General features: G+C 58.6%; 21 protein-coding genes. 20 read left to right on the top strand and 1 reads right to left on the bottom strand.

Annotated elements, in window-relative coordinates; all coding sequences use genetic code 11:
* The first annotated feature begins 118 nt into the window (after positions 1-118).
* From WG915_RS02165 to nadC, 6 genes are all read left to right on the top strand, one after another.
* A complete protein-coding gene (locus tag WG915_RS02165; RefSeq protein ID WP_339563725.1) occupies positions 119-778 on the top strand; it encodes a hypothetical protein in 660 nt (219 codons plus the stop codon).
* Positions 779-906: 128 nt separating this feature from the next.
* Complete coding sequence (bioB, locus tag WG915_RS02160; protein ID WP_339563724.1) at positions 907-1,929, top strand: biotin synthase BioB; 1,023 nt, start codon at positions 907-909, stop codon at positions 1,927-1,929.
* 9 nt (positions 1,930-1,938) lie between these two features.
* Positions 1,939-2,199, top strand: a complete 261-nt coding sequence (gene bsaP / locus WG915_RS02155; RefSeq protein WP_339563723.1) for a biotin synthase auxiliary protein BsaP — start codon at positions 1,939-1,941, stop codon at positions 2,197-2,199.
* A 13-nt stretch (positions 2,200-2,212) separates the two neighbouring features.
* Positions 2,213-2,797 (top strand): hypothetical protein, encoded by a 585-nt coding sequence (locus WG915_RS02150; RefSeq protein WP_339563722.1) that lies wholly within the window; start codon positions 2,213-2,215, stop codon positions 2,795-2,797.
* A 39-nt stretch (positions 2,798-2,836) separates the two neighbouring features.
* Positions 2,837-3,901 (top strand): quinolinate synthase NadA, encoded by a 1,065-nt coding sequence (nadA, locus tag WG915_RS02145; protein WP_339563721.1) that lies wholly within the window; start codon positions 2,837-2,839, stop codon positions 3,899-3,901.
* Positions 3,901-4,761, top strand: coding sequence for a carboxylating nicotinate-nucleotide diphosphorylase (gene nadC, locus WG915_RS02140; RefSeq protein WP_339563720.1), 861 nt, complete (start codon positions 3,901-3,903; stop codon positions 4,759-4,761). Before nadA ends, nadC begins: the two co-directional genes overlap by 1 nt.
* 12 nt (positions 4,762-4,773) lie before the next feature.
* Here nadC and WG915_RS02135 read toward each other — a convergent pair whose 3' ends face one another.
* Positions 4,774-5,862, bottom strand: a complete 1,089-nt coding sequence (locus WG915_RS02135; RefSeq protein ID WP_339563719.1) for a YbjN domain-containing protein — start codon at positions 5,860-5,862, stop codon at positions 4,774-4,776.
* 218 nt (positions 5,863-6,080) lie between these two features.
* Here WG915_RS02135 and hisD point away from each other — a divergent pair, with 218 nt between their 5' ends.
* From hisD to pyk, 14 genes are all read left to right on the top strand, one after another.
* Complete coding sequence (gene hisD / locus WG915_RS02130; protein WP_339563718.1) at positions 6,081-7,385, top strand: histidinol dehydrogenase; 1,305 nt, start codon at positions 6,081-6,083, stop codon at positions 7,383-7,385.
* Between the two features lie 2 nt (positions 7,386-7,387).
* Positions 7,388-8,470: a histidinol-phosphate transaminase gene (locus WG915_RS02125; protein ID WP_339563717.1), complete on the top strand. Its 1,083-nt coding sequence runs from the start codon at positions 7,388-7,390 to the stop codon at positions 8,468-8,470.
* A gap of 1 nt (position 8,471) precedes the next feature.
* Positions 8,472-9,068, top strand: a complete 597-nt coding sequence (gene hisB, locus WG915_RS02120; protein WP_339563716.1) for an imidazoleglycerol-phosphate dehydratase HisB — start codon at positions 8,472-8,474, stop codon at positions 9,066-9,068.
* Between the two features lie 21 nt (positions 9,069-9,089).
* Entirely contained in the window at positions 9,090-9,278 is a 189-nt protein-coding gene (locus tag WG915_RS02115) for a hypothetical protein (RefSeq protein ID WP_339563715.1), read from the top strand.
* Positions 9,279-9,338: 60 nt separating this feature from the next.
* A complete protein-coding gene (locus WG915_RS02110; protein WP_339563954.1) occupies positions 9,339-10,616 on the top strand; it encodes an MFS transporter in 1,278 nt (425 codons plus the stop codon).
* A gap of 14 nt (positions 10,617-10,630) precedes the next feature.
* A complete protein-coding gene (hisH, locus tag WG915_RS02105) occupies positions 10,631-11,263 on the top strand; it encodes an imidazole glycerol phosphate synthase subunit HisH (protein ID WP_339563714.1) in 633 nt (210 codons plus the stop codon).
* 36 nt (positions 11,264-11,299) lie between these two features.
* The gene (gene priA, locus WG915_RS02100; RefSeq protein WP_339563713.1) at positions 11,300-12,037 is read left to right on the top strand and encodes a bifunctional 1-(5-phosphoribosyl)-5-((5-phosphoribosylamino)methylideneamino)imidazole-4-carboxamide isomerase/phosphoribosylanthranilate isomerase PriA; all 738 of its coding nucleotides are present in this window, start codon (positions 11,300-11,302) and stop codon (positions 12,035-12,037) included.
* Between the two features lie 13 nt (positions 12,038-12,050).
* Positions 12,051-12,848, top strand: a complete 798-nt coding sequence (locus WG915_RS02095) for an inositol monophosphatase family protein (protein ID WP_339563712.1) — start codon at positions 12,051-12,053, stop codon at positions 12,846-12,848.
* Positions 12,845-13,609, top strand: coding sequence for an imidazole glycerol phosphate synthase subunit HisF (gene hisF / locus WG915_RS02090; RefSeq protein ID WP_339563711.1), 765 nt, complete (start codon positions 12,845-12,847; stop codon positions 13,607-13,609). Before WG915_RS02095 ends, hisF begins: the two co-directional genes overlap by 4 nt.
* Complete coding sequence (gene hisI, locus WG915_RS02085; RefSeq protein ID WP_339563710.1) at positions 13,606-13,968, top strand: phosphoribosyl-AMP cyclohydrolase; 363 nt, start codon at positions 13,606-13,608, stop codon at positions 13,966-13,968. Before hisF ends, hisI begins: the two co-directional genes overlap by 4 nt.
* Positions 13,956-14,588, top strand: coding sequence for a TIGR02234 family membrane protein (locus WG915_RS02080; RefSeq protein ID WP_339563709.1), 633 nt, complete (start codon positions 13,956-13,958; stop codon positions 14,586-14,588). Before hisI ends, WG915_RS02080 begins: the two co-directional genes overlap by 13 nt.
* A 71-nt stretch (positions 14,589-14,659) precedes the next feature.
* Entirely contained in the window at positions 14,660-15,472 is an 813-nt protein-coding gene (trpC, locus tag WG915_RS02075) for an indole-3-glycerol phosphate synthase TrpC (protein WP_339563953.1), read from the top strand.
* A gap of 52 nt (positions 15,473-15,524) precedes the next feature.
* Positions 15,525-16,385, top strand: coding sequence for a prolipoprotein diacylglyceryl transferase (gene lgt, locus WG915_RS02070; RefSeq protein ID WP_339563952.1), 861 nt, complete (start codon positions 15,525-15,527; stop codon positions 16,383-16,385).
* 33 nt (positions 16,386-16,418) lie between these two features.
* On the top strand, positions 16,419-17,846 hold the full coding sequence (gene pyk, locus WG915_RS02065) for a pyruvate kinase (protein ID WP_339563708.1): 1,428 nt from the start codon (positions 16,419-16,421) through the stop codon (positions 17,844-17,846).
* Positions 17,847-17,880 lie beyond the last annotated feature (34 nt).

Raw genomic sequence — 17,880 nt, 5'->3', positions numbered from 1 at the left:
TTGTGGTGTGGAGGCCGGTCACACTTAGATTGGTGCCGGTGGCTGAAGTTGAGTTGTGCCTTTACACTGGAATGACTTTCATCTCAGGTTAGATCTATTTCAAGGAGTTTCCGCGATCGTGAATGCAGCGCTTAAGACACAAAAGTCCACGGCCATTCTAATGGGCGTGTGCGCGGTCACCGCTTTTGCGCTCACCGCCTGTGGCGATGAAAAGGACGTGGACGCAGTTGCGCAGAGCACTGCAGCGGCTAGTGCAAGCAGCTCAAGCGCTGCTGTGGCAGCTGCTACGACGACGGCACCCGTGAATACGGCGGAGCCTACTGCTGAGGTAACTCCAGTTGAAACTGCGGAGCAAGGGCCGAATGCAGATGGTGGTCTGCCGCAACAGCCTGCTGATTCGGTACAGGTGGAGCCGCTGGCAGGTGGTCGGCCAGCGAGCGACGAAGAAGTTGCGGAGCTTACCGCGATGCTCAAGCGCCAAGAGGAACAAACCACCCTGCACGGCTACATGAACACCTTCGTGGACAGTATGTGTTCTGAGCTCATTAATGAAAAGGGAGGGCCTGAGGCCTTCAGTCTGCAAGGCGTTCCAGATGCGCCGTTGGCGCAGATTCCGGGCTACCAGCAGGACGCGACGAAGGTAACTGGCGTGAACAACATGATCGTTGACGGGGATTCGGCATCCGCGGCGGTTACTACCGTCACCGGTGCTGGAGAATCCGCGACGAACACAATGCGATTCCGCTCCGAGCAGGGGCAATGGAAGTTGTGCCGTTAGGGGAGATTGTGAGAACCACCCAATCTTGAACACAGTTCAAGTTGCGGTGTAGTGTGAGCGTGTACACAATTTGCGCGCTGCCTAGTTCAGCGCTGCCATCCCCACGCACCCTAAGGATCAAGCAGCCCATGACCACCGCGACCGTTGACGCCACCCGCACCGACATTCTTCAACTGGCCCGAACCAAAGTACTGGAACGCGGCGAAGGACTGAACAAGGAAGAAACCCTTGCCGTACTGCAGCTCGACGAGGAAAAAATCCCCGAACTGCTCGAGCTGGCTCACGAGGTCCGCCTGAAGTGGTGTGGCGAAGAAGTTGAGATGGAGGGAATCATTTCCCTCAAGACCGGCGGCTGTCCGGAAGACTGCCACTTCTGTTCGCAATCCGGGCTCTTTGATTCCCCAGTGCGCTCAGCATGGCTGGATATTCCTGCTCTCGTAGACGCTGCCAAGCAAACCGCCAAGACTGGCGCCACGGAGTTCTGCATTGTCGCTGCGGTTAAGGGGCCCGACGAGAAGCTCATTCAACAACTGGAACAAGCAGTCGCCGCAATCAAGTCCGAGGTAGACATCGAGGTGGCTGCCTCCATCGGTATCCTCACCCAAGAACAGGTCGACCGGCTGGCCAAGGCCGGGGTGCACCGCTATAACCACAACCTGGAAACTGCGCGCTCCTTCTTTCCAAACGTAGTGACCACTCATTCCTGGGAATCTCGACGCGCCACCCTTGCAATGGTTGCCGATGCCGGGATGGAAGTCTGCTCCGGTGGCATCCTAGGGATGGGAGAGACCCTGGAGCAGCGTGCGGAGTTCGCCCAAGATCTCGCAGAGCTCCAGCCCACAGAAGTCCCAATGAACTTCCTTGACCCACGCCCGGGCACCCCCTTCGCTGACCGGGAAGTGATGCCGGCACCGGACGCCCTGCGTGCAATCGGTGCCTTCCGACTCGCGCTGCCAAAAACGATCCTTCGTTTCGCAGGCGGGCGAGAGCTCACTCTCGGCGACCTAGGGGTAGAGCAGGGGCTGCTTGGCGGTATCAACGCCATCATCGTGGGCAACTACCTCACCACGCTCGGACGACCACTCGAACAAGACCTAGACATGATGGGCAAGCTGCGTCTGCCTATCAAAGCCCTCAACGCAACGGTCTAGGGTGTTCGTGTGAGAACTCCGAACAATACCGAGTTGTTAGAAGCCCTGCTCACCGGTGCTGCGCCGAAGTTTCACCCGAACACCGGCGAGCAGATCCCTGCAGCAGGAGAGTTGAAGATCCAGCTTTCCCCTAGTGCACGTGCCGGACTGGAAGCTCCGCGTTACTGCCAAATCTGTGGCCGTCGAATAGTGGTGCAGGTGCGGCCTGATGGGTGGGATGCTAGCTGCTCGCGGCACGGCGCAGTCGATTCCAAATTTCTCGAGCGCTAAACTCGGTGGCACTATGAACGCCACCGCCACCTCAGACTCCCGACTTCGAGTACCGCCGATCATCGGTTTCTATGCTCAAGTTTTCCTCGTCACCATGGTGATGTTTGGCCTCGGTGGCGTGGGGTGGGGGTTGTGGCGGCCGTCGATTAGCGGCACGGTAAGCGACGGCGGCAGCGTTGAACTCACAGACCCCGCTCAAAGCGCCACTAATCCCGAGTTCAGCACCTTCGCTGTGCTTGCCATGCTCTGCGCTGGCCTCGGTTTGATCGTCGGCATCTTCGCCGCCAAGCGCGCGAGGCAAAATCTTGGGGTCATGACCATGCTGTGGACCAGCTGCGTGGCGTGGCTCGGCGCGCTCGTGTGCTACTTCCTTGGGACGCAGCTGGCACAGCACCTGGTAGGAACACCAGACCTAGATACCCTGCAGATCGGCTCCGTTATTACCTACCTGCCCGCCATTAGGCCCGGAATCGGGCTGCTGTTAGCGCCATATACTGCGATGTTTGGCTTTTGGGCGTCGGCAGCTTTTGCACTGACAGAGACGGGATCGCACACCCAGCTGGCAGCCGAAGAACCGCATGCTAACGTTTCACATTGATTGTATTTTACTGTTTAGCGACGAAGGGGCAGTGCGGACATGTCAGCACCTACTTCACGCCACAGTCGGCTCAAACGAATCGATTCGCCACTTCGTGGCGCAGTGACCAGCACTGATAATGGGTACACGGGAGTCGTCGCAGACGAGGCTTGGCGCCAAGAAATCCAGCGACTCAAAGAGCTGCGCGGCGCCGTCATCTTGGCTCACAATTATCAGTTACCCGAGATCCAAGACATTGCAGATTACACCGGTGATTCGCTTGCGCTTTCTCGTATCGCCGCTGACACGGATGCGGATCTCATCGTCTTTTGTGGCGTGCACTTCATGGCAGAAACCGCAAAAATCTTATCGCCTGAAAAGACCGTCCTGATTCCGGATGCGGCAGCCGGATGTTCCCTGGCAGATTCCATCACCGCAGAGCAGCTGCAGGAGTGGAAATCGGAACACCCGGGGGCGGTGGTCGTGTCTTATGTCAACACCACTGCCGCGGTGAAGGCGCTGACGGATGTCTGCTGCACCTCATCAAATGCCGTCGATGTGGTGGCTGCCATCGATCCCGAAACTGAAATCTTGTTTTGTCCGGATCAATTCCTCGGTGCGCATGTCATCAGAGAGACCGGACGAAAGAACGTGCGGACTTGGGCCGGTGAATGCCATGTTCATGCGGGCATCAGTGCCCGCCAACTCGAAGATGCCGTGCACGCCTATCCACATTCCGAATTGTTCATCCACCCCGAGTGCGGCTGTGCTAACTCCGCGATATATCTCGCCGGAGCAGGAGACATCGACTCTAAGCGAGTACACATGTTGTCTACCGGAGATATGCTGGCCTCGGCCCCGACGGTGGCAAGTGGCGGCACTGTCCTCGTAGCAACAGAACTCGGCATGCTGCATCAACTCAAAAAGGCAGCGCCAAACGTAGACTTTCAGCCGGTCAATCATCGAGCCGAATGCGGCTTCATGAAGATGATCACCCCGGCTGCACTGCTGAAGTGCTTGGCCGACGGCACTGATGAAGTGGATGTTCCAGAGAAGTTGGCCACACTGGCGCGGGCCAGCGTGACCAGAATGATTGCGATCGGAAAACCAGGCGGTGGCGAATAATGCCAGAACTAGTACTCGATATGGAAAACGCACGCCGGGTAATCGCAGTCGCGCTGGCAGAAGACCTCGCTCATGGCCCGGATATCACCACGATGGCTACCGTTGGTGAGACACAGCGCAGCGTCGCCCACATAGTGAGCCGCGAGCCAGGTGTAATAGCTGGAACTGCGCTTATTGCTGCCACCTTGGAGCTGGTGGATCCAGACATGTCCTTTGACCTTAGGGTGCACGTGTCCGACGGTGAAAAGGTCGCCGCTGACGAGCGGGTTGCCACCATCGAATGCCCCACAGCGCAGTTGCTCACCGCAGAACGTACGCTGCTGAACCTCATAACTCATCTCAGTGGGGTGGCTACCGGAACGGCAGCCTGGGTCGGCGCAGTCAGCGGAACCAAGACTAAGATCCGCGATTCCCGCAAAACTCTTCCAGGTATGCGAGAGTTGCAAAAATATGCGGTGCGGGCCGGAGGCGGTGAAAACCACCGAATGGGCTTGGGTGATTGCGCAATGATCAAGGACAATCATGTTGCTGCCGCCGGATCTGTCTCGGAGGCGTTGCGTCGAGTCCGGCACGATTATCCTGACACGTGGTGTGAGGTGGAGGTGGATACCTTGGCGCAGTTGGACGAGTTGCTCACCGTCAACCCCGATGAGATCCTGCTGGACAATTTCGATCTTTGGGAGGTCCAAGTCGCGGTACAGCGTCGGAACGCGCTCTCTCCGGACACCTTGCTCGAAGTTTCCGGAGGTCTCACCCTTGATCGCGCGGCCGATGTCGCCCGATGCGGGGTGGACTATCTCGCGGTTGGGGCGCTGACGCATTCAGTTCGGGCGCTAGATTTAGGGCTCGACTTCGAATAAGCCCTCTGCTGCCTATTGTTCGGGCCAGTGCACTGCCGAGGAGCCGCTGATCTCCACACTGAGTAGGTCAATGGCCTTCAGGATCGCTTGGGTGGAGTCGTTCACGACTTCAGCCAGCTGATCCGCGGTAAGACCATAGGAGGTGGGCAGGGCGCATTCCACCCGAAGCTGCAATCCTTCTTCTTCCTCTACCCACAGGGCACGCGTCCACGTTGAGGTACGGTTCCAGTCGTTGCTGATCAGGAACGCCTTTAAATGTTGCTCGGCGGGAAAGCTGCAGTCCCAGTGTCCGCGCAACAAAATCGACGGACCGTTGTCAATGAAGGCCGCCATCAGGATGTTGTTGATCCCCGTGATGATGAAGTCCTCGTGCTTTTCCACGTTGTCAATGCCGCGTTTTGCCCACGCGGAGGCGATGAGATCGATGGAAACCTCTTCCAGCTCCTCGCTGAATACCGCTGGTGGTTCTGCGGAATCCAGGAATAGTTCCATCGTGGTGGGATCTTCGAAATGCGTGTCGGGATCGCCGTCGATGTTGCGCGGATGCAGCAGCGGTTGGCGCAGCGCTTTGTCGTCGTCGCGGGCTGCGATGAGGTCGTCGAAGGAGAAGATGTTATCTCCGAGTTGCTCGATGAGCTGAGTCATCGCCATCTCGGTAACTTCGCAGCTGCGGAGCATGAAGTCGCTTACCTGGGCAAAGGATGCCCCGGCGGCCAAAGGGAAGTAGGTACTGAATTTGAGGGTCAAGTCACCGTCATCCGTCATATACATGGCGGCCGAAGGGTTGATCCGTTCGGAATTCCAGGTTTCCACGAATGTGACAACCTGATCCATGAGGGCCATGTTGATAGGGCACCGGAGCTCGGAAATGCACAGAATTGCTGGCCTAGGGTGGGTGACGATGGCAAAGAGCTGACGGTGAAATTCCCAGGGCGCGAGAATACGGTCAGCGCCTTCAATGATGTTGATTCCGATGTGCGCTGCCGCAGCTACCAGGGTGTCAATGGTGGGGAACATGACTATATCCCCAGGGTCCTCGCTGTATTGTCCGCCTGGATCAAATATGAACTCGGATCCGTCGTCTGCACTGAGGTCGGCCATGATCGTTCCTCCTCTCCACGCCGGCTGTATAGTTTGCAGCAAGTTGGAAACTATACTGACTTTGGCGGTACTCGGCCTGCTGTGCCCCTGAAATGGGCCAACCAGCCGATTAAGTCACCACGAGTTTAAGGTATGAGCCCCGCCAACACCTAGAATGAACTAGATCTACCAGTATGCCAGTCCAACGACCAGCCCTTGAAACTAGGAGGCTAAACCTGATGCTAAGCACCATTGATGTGCGGGGACAGCAGGCCAGCTTGAGTGTGTTGCGACGCACCCTGCCACGCGCCCAAATGGATGTCGATGCTGTGCACGACACGGTGCGGCCGATCGTTGACGATATCAAACAGCGTGGCGCCGCTGCGGCTCTGGAATATGGTCAGAAATTTGATGGGGTGACGCCACAGTCCGTGTTAGTACCGGCGGACGTCGTCAAGCAAGCGCTGTCCACCCTGGACCCTGCAATCAAGCGAGCTTTGCAAACCGCCATTGATCGGGTGCGCACAGTGCATGCAGCGCAGAAGCCCGCGGGAGGAACGGTCACGCTCGGGGACGGCGCCGTCGTCCGCGAGGAATTTGTGCCGGTGCAGCGCGTAGGGCTGTATGTTCCTGGTGGCAACGCAGTGTACCCGTCCTCAGTGATCATGAATGTAGTTCCGGCGCAGGAAGCTGGCGTGGAATCGCTCGTCGTCGCCTCGCCGCCGCAACAAGACTGTGGTGGCTGGCCGCACCCGACTATTCTTGCCGCCTGTGCGCTCCTAGGCGTCGAGGAGATCTGGGCCGTCGGTGGAGCACAAGCGGTAGCGCTGCTTGCCTACGGTGACGCAGCCCTCGACCCCGTGGATATGATCACCGGACCGGGAAACATCTTCGTCACCGCCGCCAAGCGATGCGTGCGCGGTGTAGTGGGAATCGATTCGGAGGCTGGACCGACTGAAATTGCGATCGTCGCCGATGACACCGCCAATCCCGTCTATGTGGCTTACGACCTGATTTCCCAGGCCGAGCACGATGTCATGGCTGCATCCGTGCTCATTACGCCCTCCGAAGAATTTGCGCGCGCAGTGGACCGCGAGATCGAACAGCGCTATGGCGTCACTCGCAACTCCGACCGCGTCGCCCAGGCGCTGAAAGGGGAGCAATCCGGCATTGTGCTTGTCGACGACCTTGACCACGCCATCGCCGTCGCCAATGCCTATGCTGCCGAGCACCTGGAGATCCACACCGCGGACGATGCTTATGTAGCCGCCAACATCCGCAACGCAGGTGTCGTATTCATTGGCGAGTACGCCCCGGTGCCCCTCGGAGATTACGCAGCTGGATCCAACCATGTGCTGCCAACTTCGGGGTCCGCGGCCTATGCTGCAGGCTTGTCCACGCATACCTTCCTCAAGCCGATGCACTTTGTGGAGTACAGCGAAGCTGCCCTTAAAGACATTGGCCCAACCATCATCACGTTGGCTGACGCAGAACAATTGCCAGCACACGGCGAGGCCATCAAGGCCCGCATTCAGGAGCCTTAAAGATGACTTCCCTCAATGATCTTCCGCTGCGCGAGGAACTTCGTGGTCAGTCGGCTTATGGCGCGCCGCAATTGGATGTCGATGTTCGGCTCAACACCAACGAGAATCCGTACCCGCCGTCCCAGGCGCTTATCGACGACCTCGTCGCGGAAGTTGCGAAGACCGCAGCCGACCTCAACCGCTATCCCGAGCGGGATGCAGTAGCGCTCCGTGACGCGTTAGCTGATTATGTTTCGCAGCAAACGGGCGTGGAAGTGACCCGAGAGAACCTGTGGGCCGCCAACGGCTCCAACGAGGTATTGCAGCAGCTCCTGCAAGCCTTCGGAGGGCCTGGTCGCACTGCGATGGGATTCGTTCCTAGTTACTCGATGCACCCGATCCTTGCCCAAGGAACCTACACCGAGTTCATCGGGGTGCCGCGCGGGGAGGACTTCCGCATTGATATGGATGCGGCTTTAGCGCGAATTGCAGCGGATCAGCCGGATGTTATTTTCGTGACAACGCCGAATAATCCCACCGGAGACGTGACCTCCATAGCGGATATTGAGCGCATCCTCAGCGCAGCGCCGGGCATTGTGATTATCGATGAAGCCTATGCAGAGTTCTCGCCATCCCCATCGGCAACTACCTTACTGGCAAAATATCCTAATAAGCTGGTGGTTTCACGCACCATGAGCAAGGCATTCGACTTTGCGGGGGGTCGGCTTGGCTACTTCGTTGCCGACCCTGCCTTCATCGAAGCTGTGATGCTGGTGCGCTTGCCGTACCACCTATCCACCTTGTCTCAAGCAGCGGCCATCGTGGCGCTGCGCCACCGGAACGACACGCTGGCGACCGTAGCCAAGCTCGCTGCTGAACGCGAGCGCGTCGTTGCTGCGCTGCAAGAGCTGGGCTACACAGTTGTCCCCAGCGAATCCAATTTTGTGTTTTTCGGACCATTCGACGACCAGAAAGCAGCATGGGAGCAGTTCTTAGCTGAGGGTGTTCTGATTCGCGACGTGGGTGTGGCTGGGCACTTGCGCGCTACGATCGGATTACCAGCAGAAAACGATGCCCTGCTCCGGGCCGCAGCGAAGGGAATTTAACATGCGCATTGGCACTGCGACACGGACCACGAGTGAATCGGATATCACTGTGGAGATCAACCTCGACGGCACTGGCCAGGTCAGCATTGACACCGGCGTGCCGTTCTTCGATCACATGCTCACCGCTTTTGGCGTGCACGGCTCCTTCGACCTAAAGGTCCGTGCACAGGGCGATACCCACATTGATGCCCACCACACTGTTGAAGACACCGCCATTGTGCTCGGCCAGGCATTGTTGCAGGCTGTGGGAGACAAGAAGGGGATTCGCCGTTTCGGATCCGCACAGCTGCCGATGGATGAGACGCTGTGCGAAGCGATCATCGATATTTCCGGCCGCCCTTACTTTGTCATGACCGGCGAACCAGAGCATATGGTGCATCAGGTGATCGGCGGCCACTACGCGACCGTCATCAATGAGCACTTCTTTGAAACCCTGGCGCTCAATTCCCGTATTACGCTGCATGTTCGCTGCCACTACGGACGCGATCCGCATCACATTACGGAGGCCGAGTTTAAGGCCGTCGCGCGAGCCTTGCGCGTAGCCACTGAGCTGGATCCACGACAGAGTGGCATCCCGTCCACCAAGGGTGCCCTGTAAGCGATGCAAGAAGTTGTTACAGTGGCTGCTAGTGCCGGTCAGCCCAACTATGCGATTGTCTATCTGCTGTTCATCGTTGCAGGTCTGCTTGTCGGTGGGGCATGGTCGGCATACAAGGCTGAAAACAAGAAAATGACGTACGTGATGGGGCTAGCAGCTGCCATCGCGGTGACCGCCGCAGTGTTGTGGCTGATAGGGGAAATGACTTAAGTGGTGAAGCAGGCGAAGAACCCGACTCTGACTCGAGCGGAATTGGACAACCTGTCCAGCATGTGGAAGAGCCCGGGGTTCCTAGCCACTATCATCGCCGTCGGCGCGGCCTTTGGCAGCTGGTCTTTGCTGCTTCCCATTGTGCCCCTGGCAGTTATTCAGTCAGGTGGATCGAATGCACTCGCAGGGGCTACCACCGGTGTTTTCATGGCCGCGACTGTGATCACCCAAACTTTCACTCCCGGGCTGTGCCGGAAATTCGGTTATGTGCCCGTGATGAGCGTGGCGGCCTTCCTACTCGGAGTGCCAGCTGTTGGTTACGCGCTCGGCGTCAGTATGCTGCCGGTCCTGCTTATCTCCGCGATTCGCGGTGTTGGCTTTGGCGCGCTCACGGTGGCAGAGTCCGCGCTGATCGCGGAGCTCGTGCCTCTTAAATTCCTCGGCAAAGCGTCCGGCATGTTGGGGCTAGCAGTGGGTTTTTCCGAGCTAATTTTTCTGCCTTTGGGTTTGTACCTGGCAGAAAATGTCAGCTTCACCGTGGTGTATGTCCTCGGGGCAGTAGTCGCCCTAGTGGCAGCGCTCATGTGTCTATCTATCCCGCGCATCAAGCCCGAACCCACCGTTCCTGCTTATGCTTTGGAAGAAACTGCAGGGGCTAGCCCGGCGCCACGGGTTGCCACTTGGAAACTGGTCACCGTCCCTGCGATCGGAATTTGCGTTACCTCAATGGGCTTCGGTGTGGTTTCCTCGTTTTTGCCGGCCGCAGTCCGGGAGGCTGATGCACTCAACGGGGCCCTTTTCGCCGGAATTGTGCTCTCCATCGTGGGCGCGGCGCAAATGGTCTTCCGCTATTTGGCCGGGGTAGTGGCAGACCGGCGTGGTGAAGCGGGGCGAGTCATGGCACCAGCGCTCTTTGCTGGAGCCGCAGGCCTAGCGTTGATGTCCGCCACGGTCCTCAATGACTGGCCGGTGTGGTGGCTGTTTGTCGCCGCAATCTTGTACGGCGGCGGTTTTGGCGCGGTGCAGAACGAAGCGCTACTGATGATGTTCACCCGGCTGCCTCGTAACCGAGTATCTGAAGCTTCTGCGCTGTGGAACATTGCCTTTGACTCCGGAACGGGAATCGGATCTTTTGCTCTGGGCTTGGTGGCTACCGCATTTGCCTATTCGGGTGCCTTTGCCACTGCTGCGGGACTAATGCTGCTGGGGCTCGTGGCCACCGTGCTCGATAGCTTCTTGGGACGCCATCGCATTACGGAATCGGGCAATATTCGGGCGCGCCTGCGTCAGGTCAGCGCCGCCCGGCGGATCGCACGACCACGGACGAAGCGGAAGTAGCTAAGATATCCAGCATGAAGAAGATCGCCCTGCTGGATTATGGCTCTGGAAACATTCGCTCGGCACAGCGTGCTCTGGAACATGTCGGGGCTGAAGTCTCCCTGACCAAAGATCCACACGTCGTCCTCGCTGCCGACGGCCTGCTGGTGCCCGGTGTCGGTGCATTTGATGCGTGCATGCGGGGATTGCAAGCAGTGCAGGGGCCTCGTTTGATTGGCGAGCGGCTGGCCGGGGGACGCCCAGTGCTGGGCATCTGCGTAGGTATGCAAATCCTGTTTGACACCGGTGTAGAACACGGTGTGAAGGCAAGCGGTTGTGGCGAATGGCCCGGGACCGTAGAAAAACTACAGGCACAGGTGCTCCCACACATGGGGTGGAATACCGTGGAGGCGCCTGCCGGTTCACCAATGTTTGCGCAGATTGCGCCGGAAGATCGATTCTATTTCGTGCACTCCTATGGTGTGCGTACCTGGGAGTTCGAGGGCGATGGTTTGACCACTGCGCCACAGGTAGCGTGGGCTACGCACGAATCGGATCGCTTTGTTGCGGCCGTCGATAATGGCGCGCTGTGGGCCACACAGTTCCACCCGGAGAAGTCCGGAGATGTTGGGTTGCAGTTGCTTCGAAATTGGGTAGGACAACTATAGGGCGGCAGGCGTAGCAATCGGGATAGACTGCTAACCATGACTTTCACTCTTCTTCCGGCAGTTGACGTAGTTGATGGCCAAGCCGTGCGGCTGCACCAAGGCGAGGCAGGCAGCGAAACCGTGTATGGCACCCCGCTGGAGGCCGCGTTGAACTGGCAGGAACAGGGCGCTCAGTGGCTCCATTTTGTGGACCTAGATGCGGCGTTCGGACGCGGGTCGAATCATGAATTGATGGCTGAGGTCGTCGGCAAGCTTGACATCAATGTCGAGCTCACCGGTGGCATCCGCGATGATGCTTCGCTGGAACGCGCGCTAGGAACCGGTGCGCGCCGGGTGAACATCGGCACTGCTGCGTTGGAGAATCCCGAATGGTGTCGTGGAGTGATCGAAAAGTACGGTGACCGCGTAGCCATCGGGTTGGATGTGCGAGAAGTTGACGGGGAGTGGCGTACCCGTGGCAACGGTTGGGTATCTGACGGCGGCGATCTCTGGGAAGTTCTCGAGCGCCTGACTTGCCAAGGCTGTTCCCGCTTCGTGGTCACTGACGTCTCCAAGGACGGCACCCTGAGTGGCCCTAACATTGACCTCTTGCGTGACGTCGCGGCTGCTACCGATGCCCCTGTCGTCGCCTCCGGCGGCATTTCTAAGCTTGAAGATGTCACCGCACTGGCGCAGTATCGCGCAGAAGGAATCGATTCCGCCATCATCGGCAAGGCCTTGTACGAGGGACGCTTCACGTTGCAGCAAGCCTTAGCCGCGGTGGCCGGCCAATAGGAGTACAACGCTCATGGACGCACGCATGCTGCTCGCCATCGCAGAAGCGGTGGTCGATGATGCCGAACGAATCTTCTTAGCCGGTATGGGCATTGCGGAGCGCGTAGACAAATCCGGTGGGGATTTTGCCACTACCTCAGATCTCAGTATTGAGGCGTTGCTGCGCCGAGAACTCACCGCAATCACCGGAATCCCCGTATACGGCGAGGAGGGCGGTGGCAGCCTCGAGGACGAAGCAGTATGGGTGGTGGACCCCATCGACGGCACTGCGAACTATGTAGCGGGCAATCCGATGTGTGCCATTCTGGTCAGCCTGCTGTACCGCGGTGCCCCCGTGGTAGCGCTCTGCTCGATCCCTGCTTTAGGCAAAAGACTCACCGCCTTTGCCGGTTCTCCGCTGCTATTGAACGGAAAACCACAGCCGCCAATTGCACACCCGCATCGGCGGGAAGTGCAGATCGGTTATGGTTCCATCGTGGCCGACAGGAGACACGATATGTCTTCCGCACTACGCCACGAGTTGTTGGCCAAACTCGCCGATGAAGACACCCGCCTGCGAGTCACAGGCTCAGTCGGGGTGGATCTTGCCTTCGTCGCGCTCGGCATTTTCACCGCAGCGGTGACGTTTAGCCCCTTTGTTTGGGACAACGCTGCGGGGGTCCTCTTGGTCCAAGCAGCCGGTGGCGTGGCCACAGGGCTGGACGGACACCCCTGGCGGATAGGGGCCACCGGTGTTATCGCCGGGGTAGCTGCCAAACACAATGAGATCTTGAGTACCATCGACGAGATCCGGAAAGAGGAGAAGGTGTGACGGTAGCAGTACGCGTAATCGCATGTTTGGATGTCGACGGTGGCCGAGTTGTCAAAGGAGTTAACTTTGACAACCTGCGCGATGCCGGCGATCCAGTGGAGCTTGCGTCCAGATACGGCCAAGAGGGCGTAGACGAGCTCACGTTCCTCGATGTCAGCGCTTCCAAACAAGGCCGGGGCACAATGCTCGACGTAGTGCGTCGCACCGCGGAACAGGTATTTATTCCGTTGACTGTAGGCGGCGGAGTGCGCAGTGCAGCGGATGTGGATGAGTTACTACGTGCTGGTGCGGACAAGGTGAGCATTAACACTTCCGCTATCAGTCGCCCTGAGCTCATTTCAGAGCTCTCCCAGCGCTTCGGCGCCCAGTGCATCGTGCTGAGCGTAGATGCACGCCGGGCAGCGCAGATGCCCAGCGGCTTCGAGGTCACCACGCACGGTGGCACAGTGTCCGCAGGGCTCGATGCCGTCGAGTGGGCACGTCGTGGGGCGGATTTGGGGGCAGGGGAGATCCTGCTCAACTCCATGGATGGTGACGGCACCCAAGATGGGTTTGATGTCGAGCTGATTCACAAGGTGCGGGCAGTGGTGTCTGTCCCGGTGATCGCCTCCGGCGGTGCCGGTAAAGCTGAACACTTCCCACCTGCGGTGGCCGCCGGGGCAGATGCAGTACTCGCTGCTACGATCTTCCACTTTGGCACCGTGACAGTGTCCGAAGTAAAAGACCAGCTTGCCGACGCCGGATATGAGGTGCGTCGATGAGTGATCCGGCTACTTTCGAGCTCGCCCCCGAGCTTGCCGCAAAACTAAGATTCAATGATGCCGGCCTGATCCCGGTCGTCGTCCAGGCTGCGGGCACCCTAGAGGTGTTGATGCTTGCGTGGATGGATGCGCATGCCCTGGCGTATTCCTTGGCAACGCGCCAAGGAACCTATTTCTCCCGATCCCGCAACGAATACTGGATCAAGGGTATGACCTCTGGTCATGTGCAAGAGGTAGTAAGCATAGCTGCAGATTGCGATGGAGATACGTTGTTGATGGTTGTCCGGCAAACTGGCGCCGCCTGCCACACTGGATCCCGCACGTGCTTTGATGATCGGGAACTACCATGCGCAAATTAGCTACTCTTCTGCTTGCCCTTGGCGCAGCCGTGGTGTGGGCGAGTTCGCGACTGACGTGGCTAAGCGTCGCTGCTTTTGACGATAAGTCCGGGGAAGCTGTGCATAATCTGCCGGGGGCGGTGTGGTCTACCGAAATGACGGCCGTTGCCTTGGTGCTGGTAGCTGCTGTCGTCGCAACGCTAGTGCTGCGTCGTATCGCTCGCAGAATCGTCGCCGCCATTGCGGGGCTCGCAGCTATAGGCGCGAGCTGGCACCCGCTGCAATTGCTGACCACTGAACCGGACCCGCAGCGGGTGAAGGATCTGCTTACTTCCGGGGCGGCTTCCCAACAGCAGAATAAACCGATCATCATCACAGATTGGGCTGAGCTCACCAACATTCAGGTGCAGCATCTCGGGCCAGCTTTGGCTTTGCTGGGATGCGCATTGGCGCTGGTCGCTGCAGTACTGCTGGTGATGAAGCCTGGGGAAGACGGAGTGCGTCGCAATGCCTATGAAACCAAGAGAGCTCGCGAGGAACGACTGGAGGCAGACCTAGCCGAAGACCCCGATTCGCCCCGGCTGATGTGGGATGCCCTAGACGCTGATGTAGACCCGACTACCGCACGCCACGATTTTTAAACCGGTAGGGCTAGCGACTAGCCTTAGTTTTGTGCACCAACTTTTCCCTGGGTTTGCAAGCGAGAGGACAGATACTCGTGTCCATCTTTGAGCAGATCATTCAGGGCGTAGTGGAAGATGTCGCCTACCGGGAGTCGTTGGTTCCATTCAAGGAAATCAAGGCGATGTCCAAGGCGGTTGATCCGCCCCGTGACGCTCGCGGCGCCCTCCTGCAACAAGGCTGTGGCGTCATCGCCGAAATCAAGCGTGCCACCCCCTGCCATGGTGTAATCGCTCAGATTGAACGCCCCGCTGAACTCGCTATGCAATTCGAAGCCGGCGGCGCGCGCATGATCGGCTGCCAGACTGAGCGTCGACGATTCATGGGTTCGCTCGAAGATCTCGCTGCCGTGCGTGCAGCGGTGTCCGTACCGGTGATGAGCAAAGACTTCATCGTCGATCCTTACCAGATCCATGAGGCACGCTACTACGGGGCCGACATGGTTCCCCTCATCGTTTCCGCGCTCGACCAGCCTCGACTCGAGTCATTGCTGGATCGCATTGAGTCTCTAGGGATGACGGCGCTTGTAGAGGTGCAAACCCCGGACGACGCCTCGCGGGCCATCCAGGCCGGAGCCTCGGTTGTAGGCGTGAACGCCCGCAACCTTCATTCCATGACGATGAACCCCAAAGCATTTGGTGAGATCGCTCCTGGGCTTCCGAGAGAGACGATTCGTGTGGCCTTATCCGGGGTACGCACCCCCAAGGACTTGCGTTGGTATTCCAGTGCTGGTGCTGATGCTGTGGTGATCGGGGAAAGCCTGGTGACAGCTCCAGAGCCACTCCGGCTGGTGCGCACGATGGTTGCCGTCGGCCAGCATCCCGCCACTCCGACCACGCGCTAATCCTGGGGTAGTGACAGCGCGTATCCCATCTTTAGGGCACACTAGTTGCGTGATGAATCTCGCGTACCTACCTTCGCCGCCGCAAGGGGTGTGGCACCTCGGTGGCATTCCGATCCGCGCCTATGCGCTCTGCATTGTTGCTGGAATCCTCGTGGCAATCTGGCTGACGAAGCGACGCTACCTAGCCCGTGGCGGTAATCCAGATGTCGTGTTGGACGCGGCACTCATTGCTGTCCCGGCCGGAATTATCGGTGGCCGAATCTACCATGTGATCACTGATAATGATCAATATTTTTGTGACACGTGCAACCCAGTTGATGCGCTCAAGGTGACGAACGGTGGCCTGGGAATTTGGGGAGCAGTAGCTCTCGGTGTGCTGTGCGTGTGGGTGATGATGCGCGTCCGGAAACTGCCCTTCGCACCGCTTCTCGACGCCGCCGCCCCCGGGATCATCCTGGCCCAAGCCATTGGACGGTTGGGGAACTACTTCAACCAAGAGCTCTACGGTGGCCCGACCACCTTGCCGTGGGGCTTAGAGATCTACTACCGCGTGGATGCTAACGGTGCGCTGGCGCCGCTGACCGGCCGTTCTACCGGTGAAGTGATCGATGTGGTGCACCCGACTTTTCTGTATGAGCTGATCTGGAACGTACTGATTTGCCTCTTGTTGCTTTGGGCTGACAAGCAATTCGATCTGGATCGTGGCCGAGTCTTCTGGCTCTACGTTGCGGGCTATACCGCGGGCCGCTTCTGGATCGAGCTCATGCGCAGTGATCCGGCGACGCTCATCCTTGGCCAACGCGTGAATACTTTCACCTCAGGAATTCTCTTCTTGGTCGCAATTGTGATGTTCTTTTGGTTGGGACGTCGACAAGCAACCAGCGGATCCGACCGCCCCGGGTCACACTTGTAGCCGTGTACCCCCATTAGGACTAGGGTGGGGGGCGTGAATAGACGAACAAAGATTGTATGTACGCTCGGTCCGGCAGTCGCCTCTAAAGAAGGCATCCTTGGTTTAGCAAAGGCTGGAATGGATGTCGCGCGATTGAACTTCTCGCACGGCGATCATGCCGACCATGAACAGAACTACCGCTGGGTCCGGGAAGCAAACGACGAGACTGGTCGCGCCATCGGCGTGCTGGCCGATCTCCAGGGCCCTAAGATCCGACTCGGTCGTTTCGTGGACGGTGCCACTGTGTGGGAAACCGGCGAGACGGTCCGCATCACCGTTGAAGACGTAGCAGGTACGCATGACCGCGTCTCCACTACCTACAAGGAGCTCGCTAAGGACGCCAAGCCTGGTGATCGCTTGCTTGTCGACGACGGCAAGGTTGGCCTCGTCTGCATCGCTGTGGAAGGCGATGACGTCATCTGTGAGGTCACTGAGGGCGGCCCAGTCTCCAACAACAAGGGTGTTTCCCTGCCTGGCATGAACATCTCGGTGCCTGCGCTATCCGAGAAGGACATCCGCGATCTCCGCTTCGCCCTGCAGCTCGGCGTGGACTTCATCGCACTGTCCTTCGTCCGTTCCCCAGCGGACATCGAGCTAGTCCACCAGGTCATGGACGAAGAGAATCGTCGCGTGCCGGTGATCGCAAAGCTGGAGAAGCCAGAAGCAGTTGAAGCACTCGAATCCATCATCCTGGCTTTCGACGCTGTCATGGTGGCCCGTGGTGACCTCGGCGTGGAAGTGCCGTTGGAAGATGTCCCCGGCGTGCAGAAGCGGGCGGTTCAAATTGCCCGAGAGAATGCTAAGCCAGTGATCGTGGCGACCCAGATGTTGGACTCCATGATCGAAAACTCCCGCCCGACTCGCGCGGAAGCTTCGGACGTTGCCAACGCTGTGCTCGACGGCGCAGATGCCGTGATGCTTTCCGGCGAAACCTCCGTGGGCAAGGACCCTGAGAACGTGGTTCGCACGATGGCTCGCATCGTGGCAGCTGCGGAATCCAACGGTTCCACGCCACCACTCAGCCACATTCCGCGCACCAAGCGGGGCGTGTTGTCCTACTCGGCACGTGACATCGCAGAGCGTCTGAATGCGAAGGCACTGGTTGCTTTCACCACCTCCGGCGATACCGCTAAGCGACTTGCACGTTTGCACAGCTCGCTGCCACTGCTGGTGTTCACCCCGCAGGTAGAAGTTCGTTCCCAGCTTGCTCTCACGTGGGGCGCGCAGACCTTCTTGTGTTCAACGGTGCGCACCACCGACGACATGATGGTGGAAGTAGACAAAGCGCTGTTGGCTATGGACGACTACCAAGTCGGCGATGTGATGGTTGTCGTGGCAGGTACTCCTCCTGGAGAACCAGGCAATACCAACATGATTCACGTCCACATGCTTGGCGAAGACGTGAGCGAAGTGAAGTACTAGTTTTTCTGTTCCGGTCGCGGTTTCCTCGTTCTGT

This window comes from Corynebacterium sp. H128 (assembly GCF_037482625.1).
Taxonomy (GTDB): domain Bacteria; phylum Actinomycetota; class Actinomycetes; order Mycobacteriales; family Mycobacteriaceae; genus Corynebacterium.
The sequence above is the reverse complement of the archived record's forward strand: the minus strand, read 5'-3'. Positions and strand labels throughout refer to the sequence as shown.

Excerpts from the sequence above, each read along its gene's own strand:
- bioB (WP_339563724.1), top strand. The coding sequence starts at position 907 with ATGACCACCGCGACCGTTGACGCCACCCGCACCGACATTCTTCAACTG.
- nadC (WP_339563720.1), top strand. The coding sequence starts at position 3,901 with ATGCCAGAACTAGTACTCGATATGGAAAACGCACGCCGGGTAATCGCA.
- WG915_RS02125 (WP_339563717.1), top strand. The coding sequence starts at position 7,388 with ATGACTTCCCTCAATGATCTTCCGCTGCGCGAGGAACTTCGTGGTCAG.
- hisI (WP_339563710.1), top strand. The coding sequence starts at position 13,606 with ATGAGTGATCCGGCTACTTTCGAGCTCGCCCCCGAGCTTGCCGCAAAA.
- WG915_RS02135 (WP_339563719.1), bottom strand. The coding sequence starts at position 5,862 with ATGGCCGACCTCAGTGCAGACGACGGATCCGAGTTCATATTTGATCCA.
- lgt (WP_339563952.1), top strand. The coding sequence starts at position 15,525 with ATGAATCTCGCGTACCTACCTTCGCCGCCGCAAGGGGTGTGGCACCTC.
- WG915_RS02095 (WP_339563712.1), top strand. The coding sequence starts at position 12,051 with ATGGACGCACGCATGCTGCTCGCCATCGCAGAAGCGGTGGTCGATGAT.
- hisH (WP_339563714.1), top strand. The coding sequence starts at position 10,631 with ATGAAGAAGATCGCCCTGCTGGATTATGGCTCTGGAAACATTCGCTCG.
- WG915_RS02080 (WP_339563709.1), top strand. The coding sequence starts at position 13,956 with ATGCGCAAATTAGCTACTCTTCTGCTTGCCCTTGGCGCAGCCGTGGTG.
- hisB (WP_339563716.1), top strand. The coding sequence starts at position 8,472 with ATGCGCATTGGCACTGCGACACGGACCACGAGTGAATCGGATATCACT.
- WG915_RS02150 (WP_339563722.1), top strand. The coding sequence starts at position 2,213 with ATGAACGCCACCGCCACCTCAGACTCCCGACTTCGAGTACCGCCGATC.
- priA (WP_339563713.1), top strand. The coding sequence starts at position 11,300 with ATGACTTTCACTCTTCTTCCGGCAGTTGACGTAGTTGATGGCCAAGCC.
- WG915_RS02110 (WP_339563954.1), top strand. The coding sequence starts at position 9,339 with ATGTGGAAGAGCCCGGGGTTCCTAGCCACTATCATCGCCGTCGGCGCG.
- hisD (WP_339563718.1), top strand. The coding sequence starts at position 6,081 with ATGCTAAGCACCATTGATGTGCGGGGACAGCAGGCCAGCTTGAGTGTG.
- nadA (WP_339563721.1), top strand. The coding sequence starts at position 2,837 with ATGTCAGCACCTACTTCACGCCACAGTCGGCTCAAACGAATCGATTCG.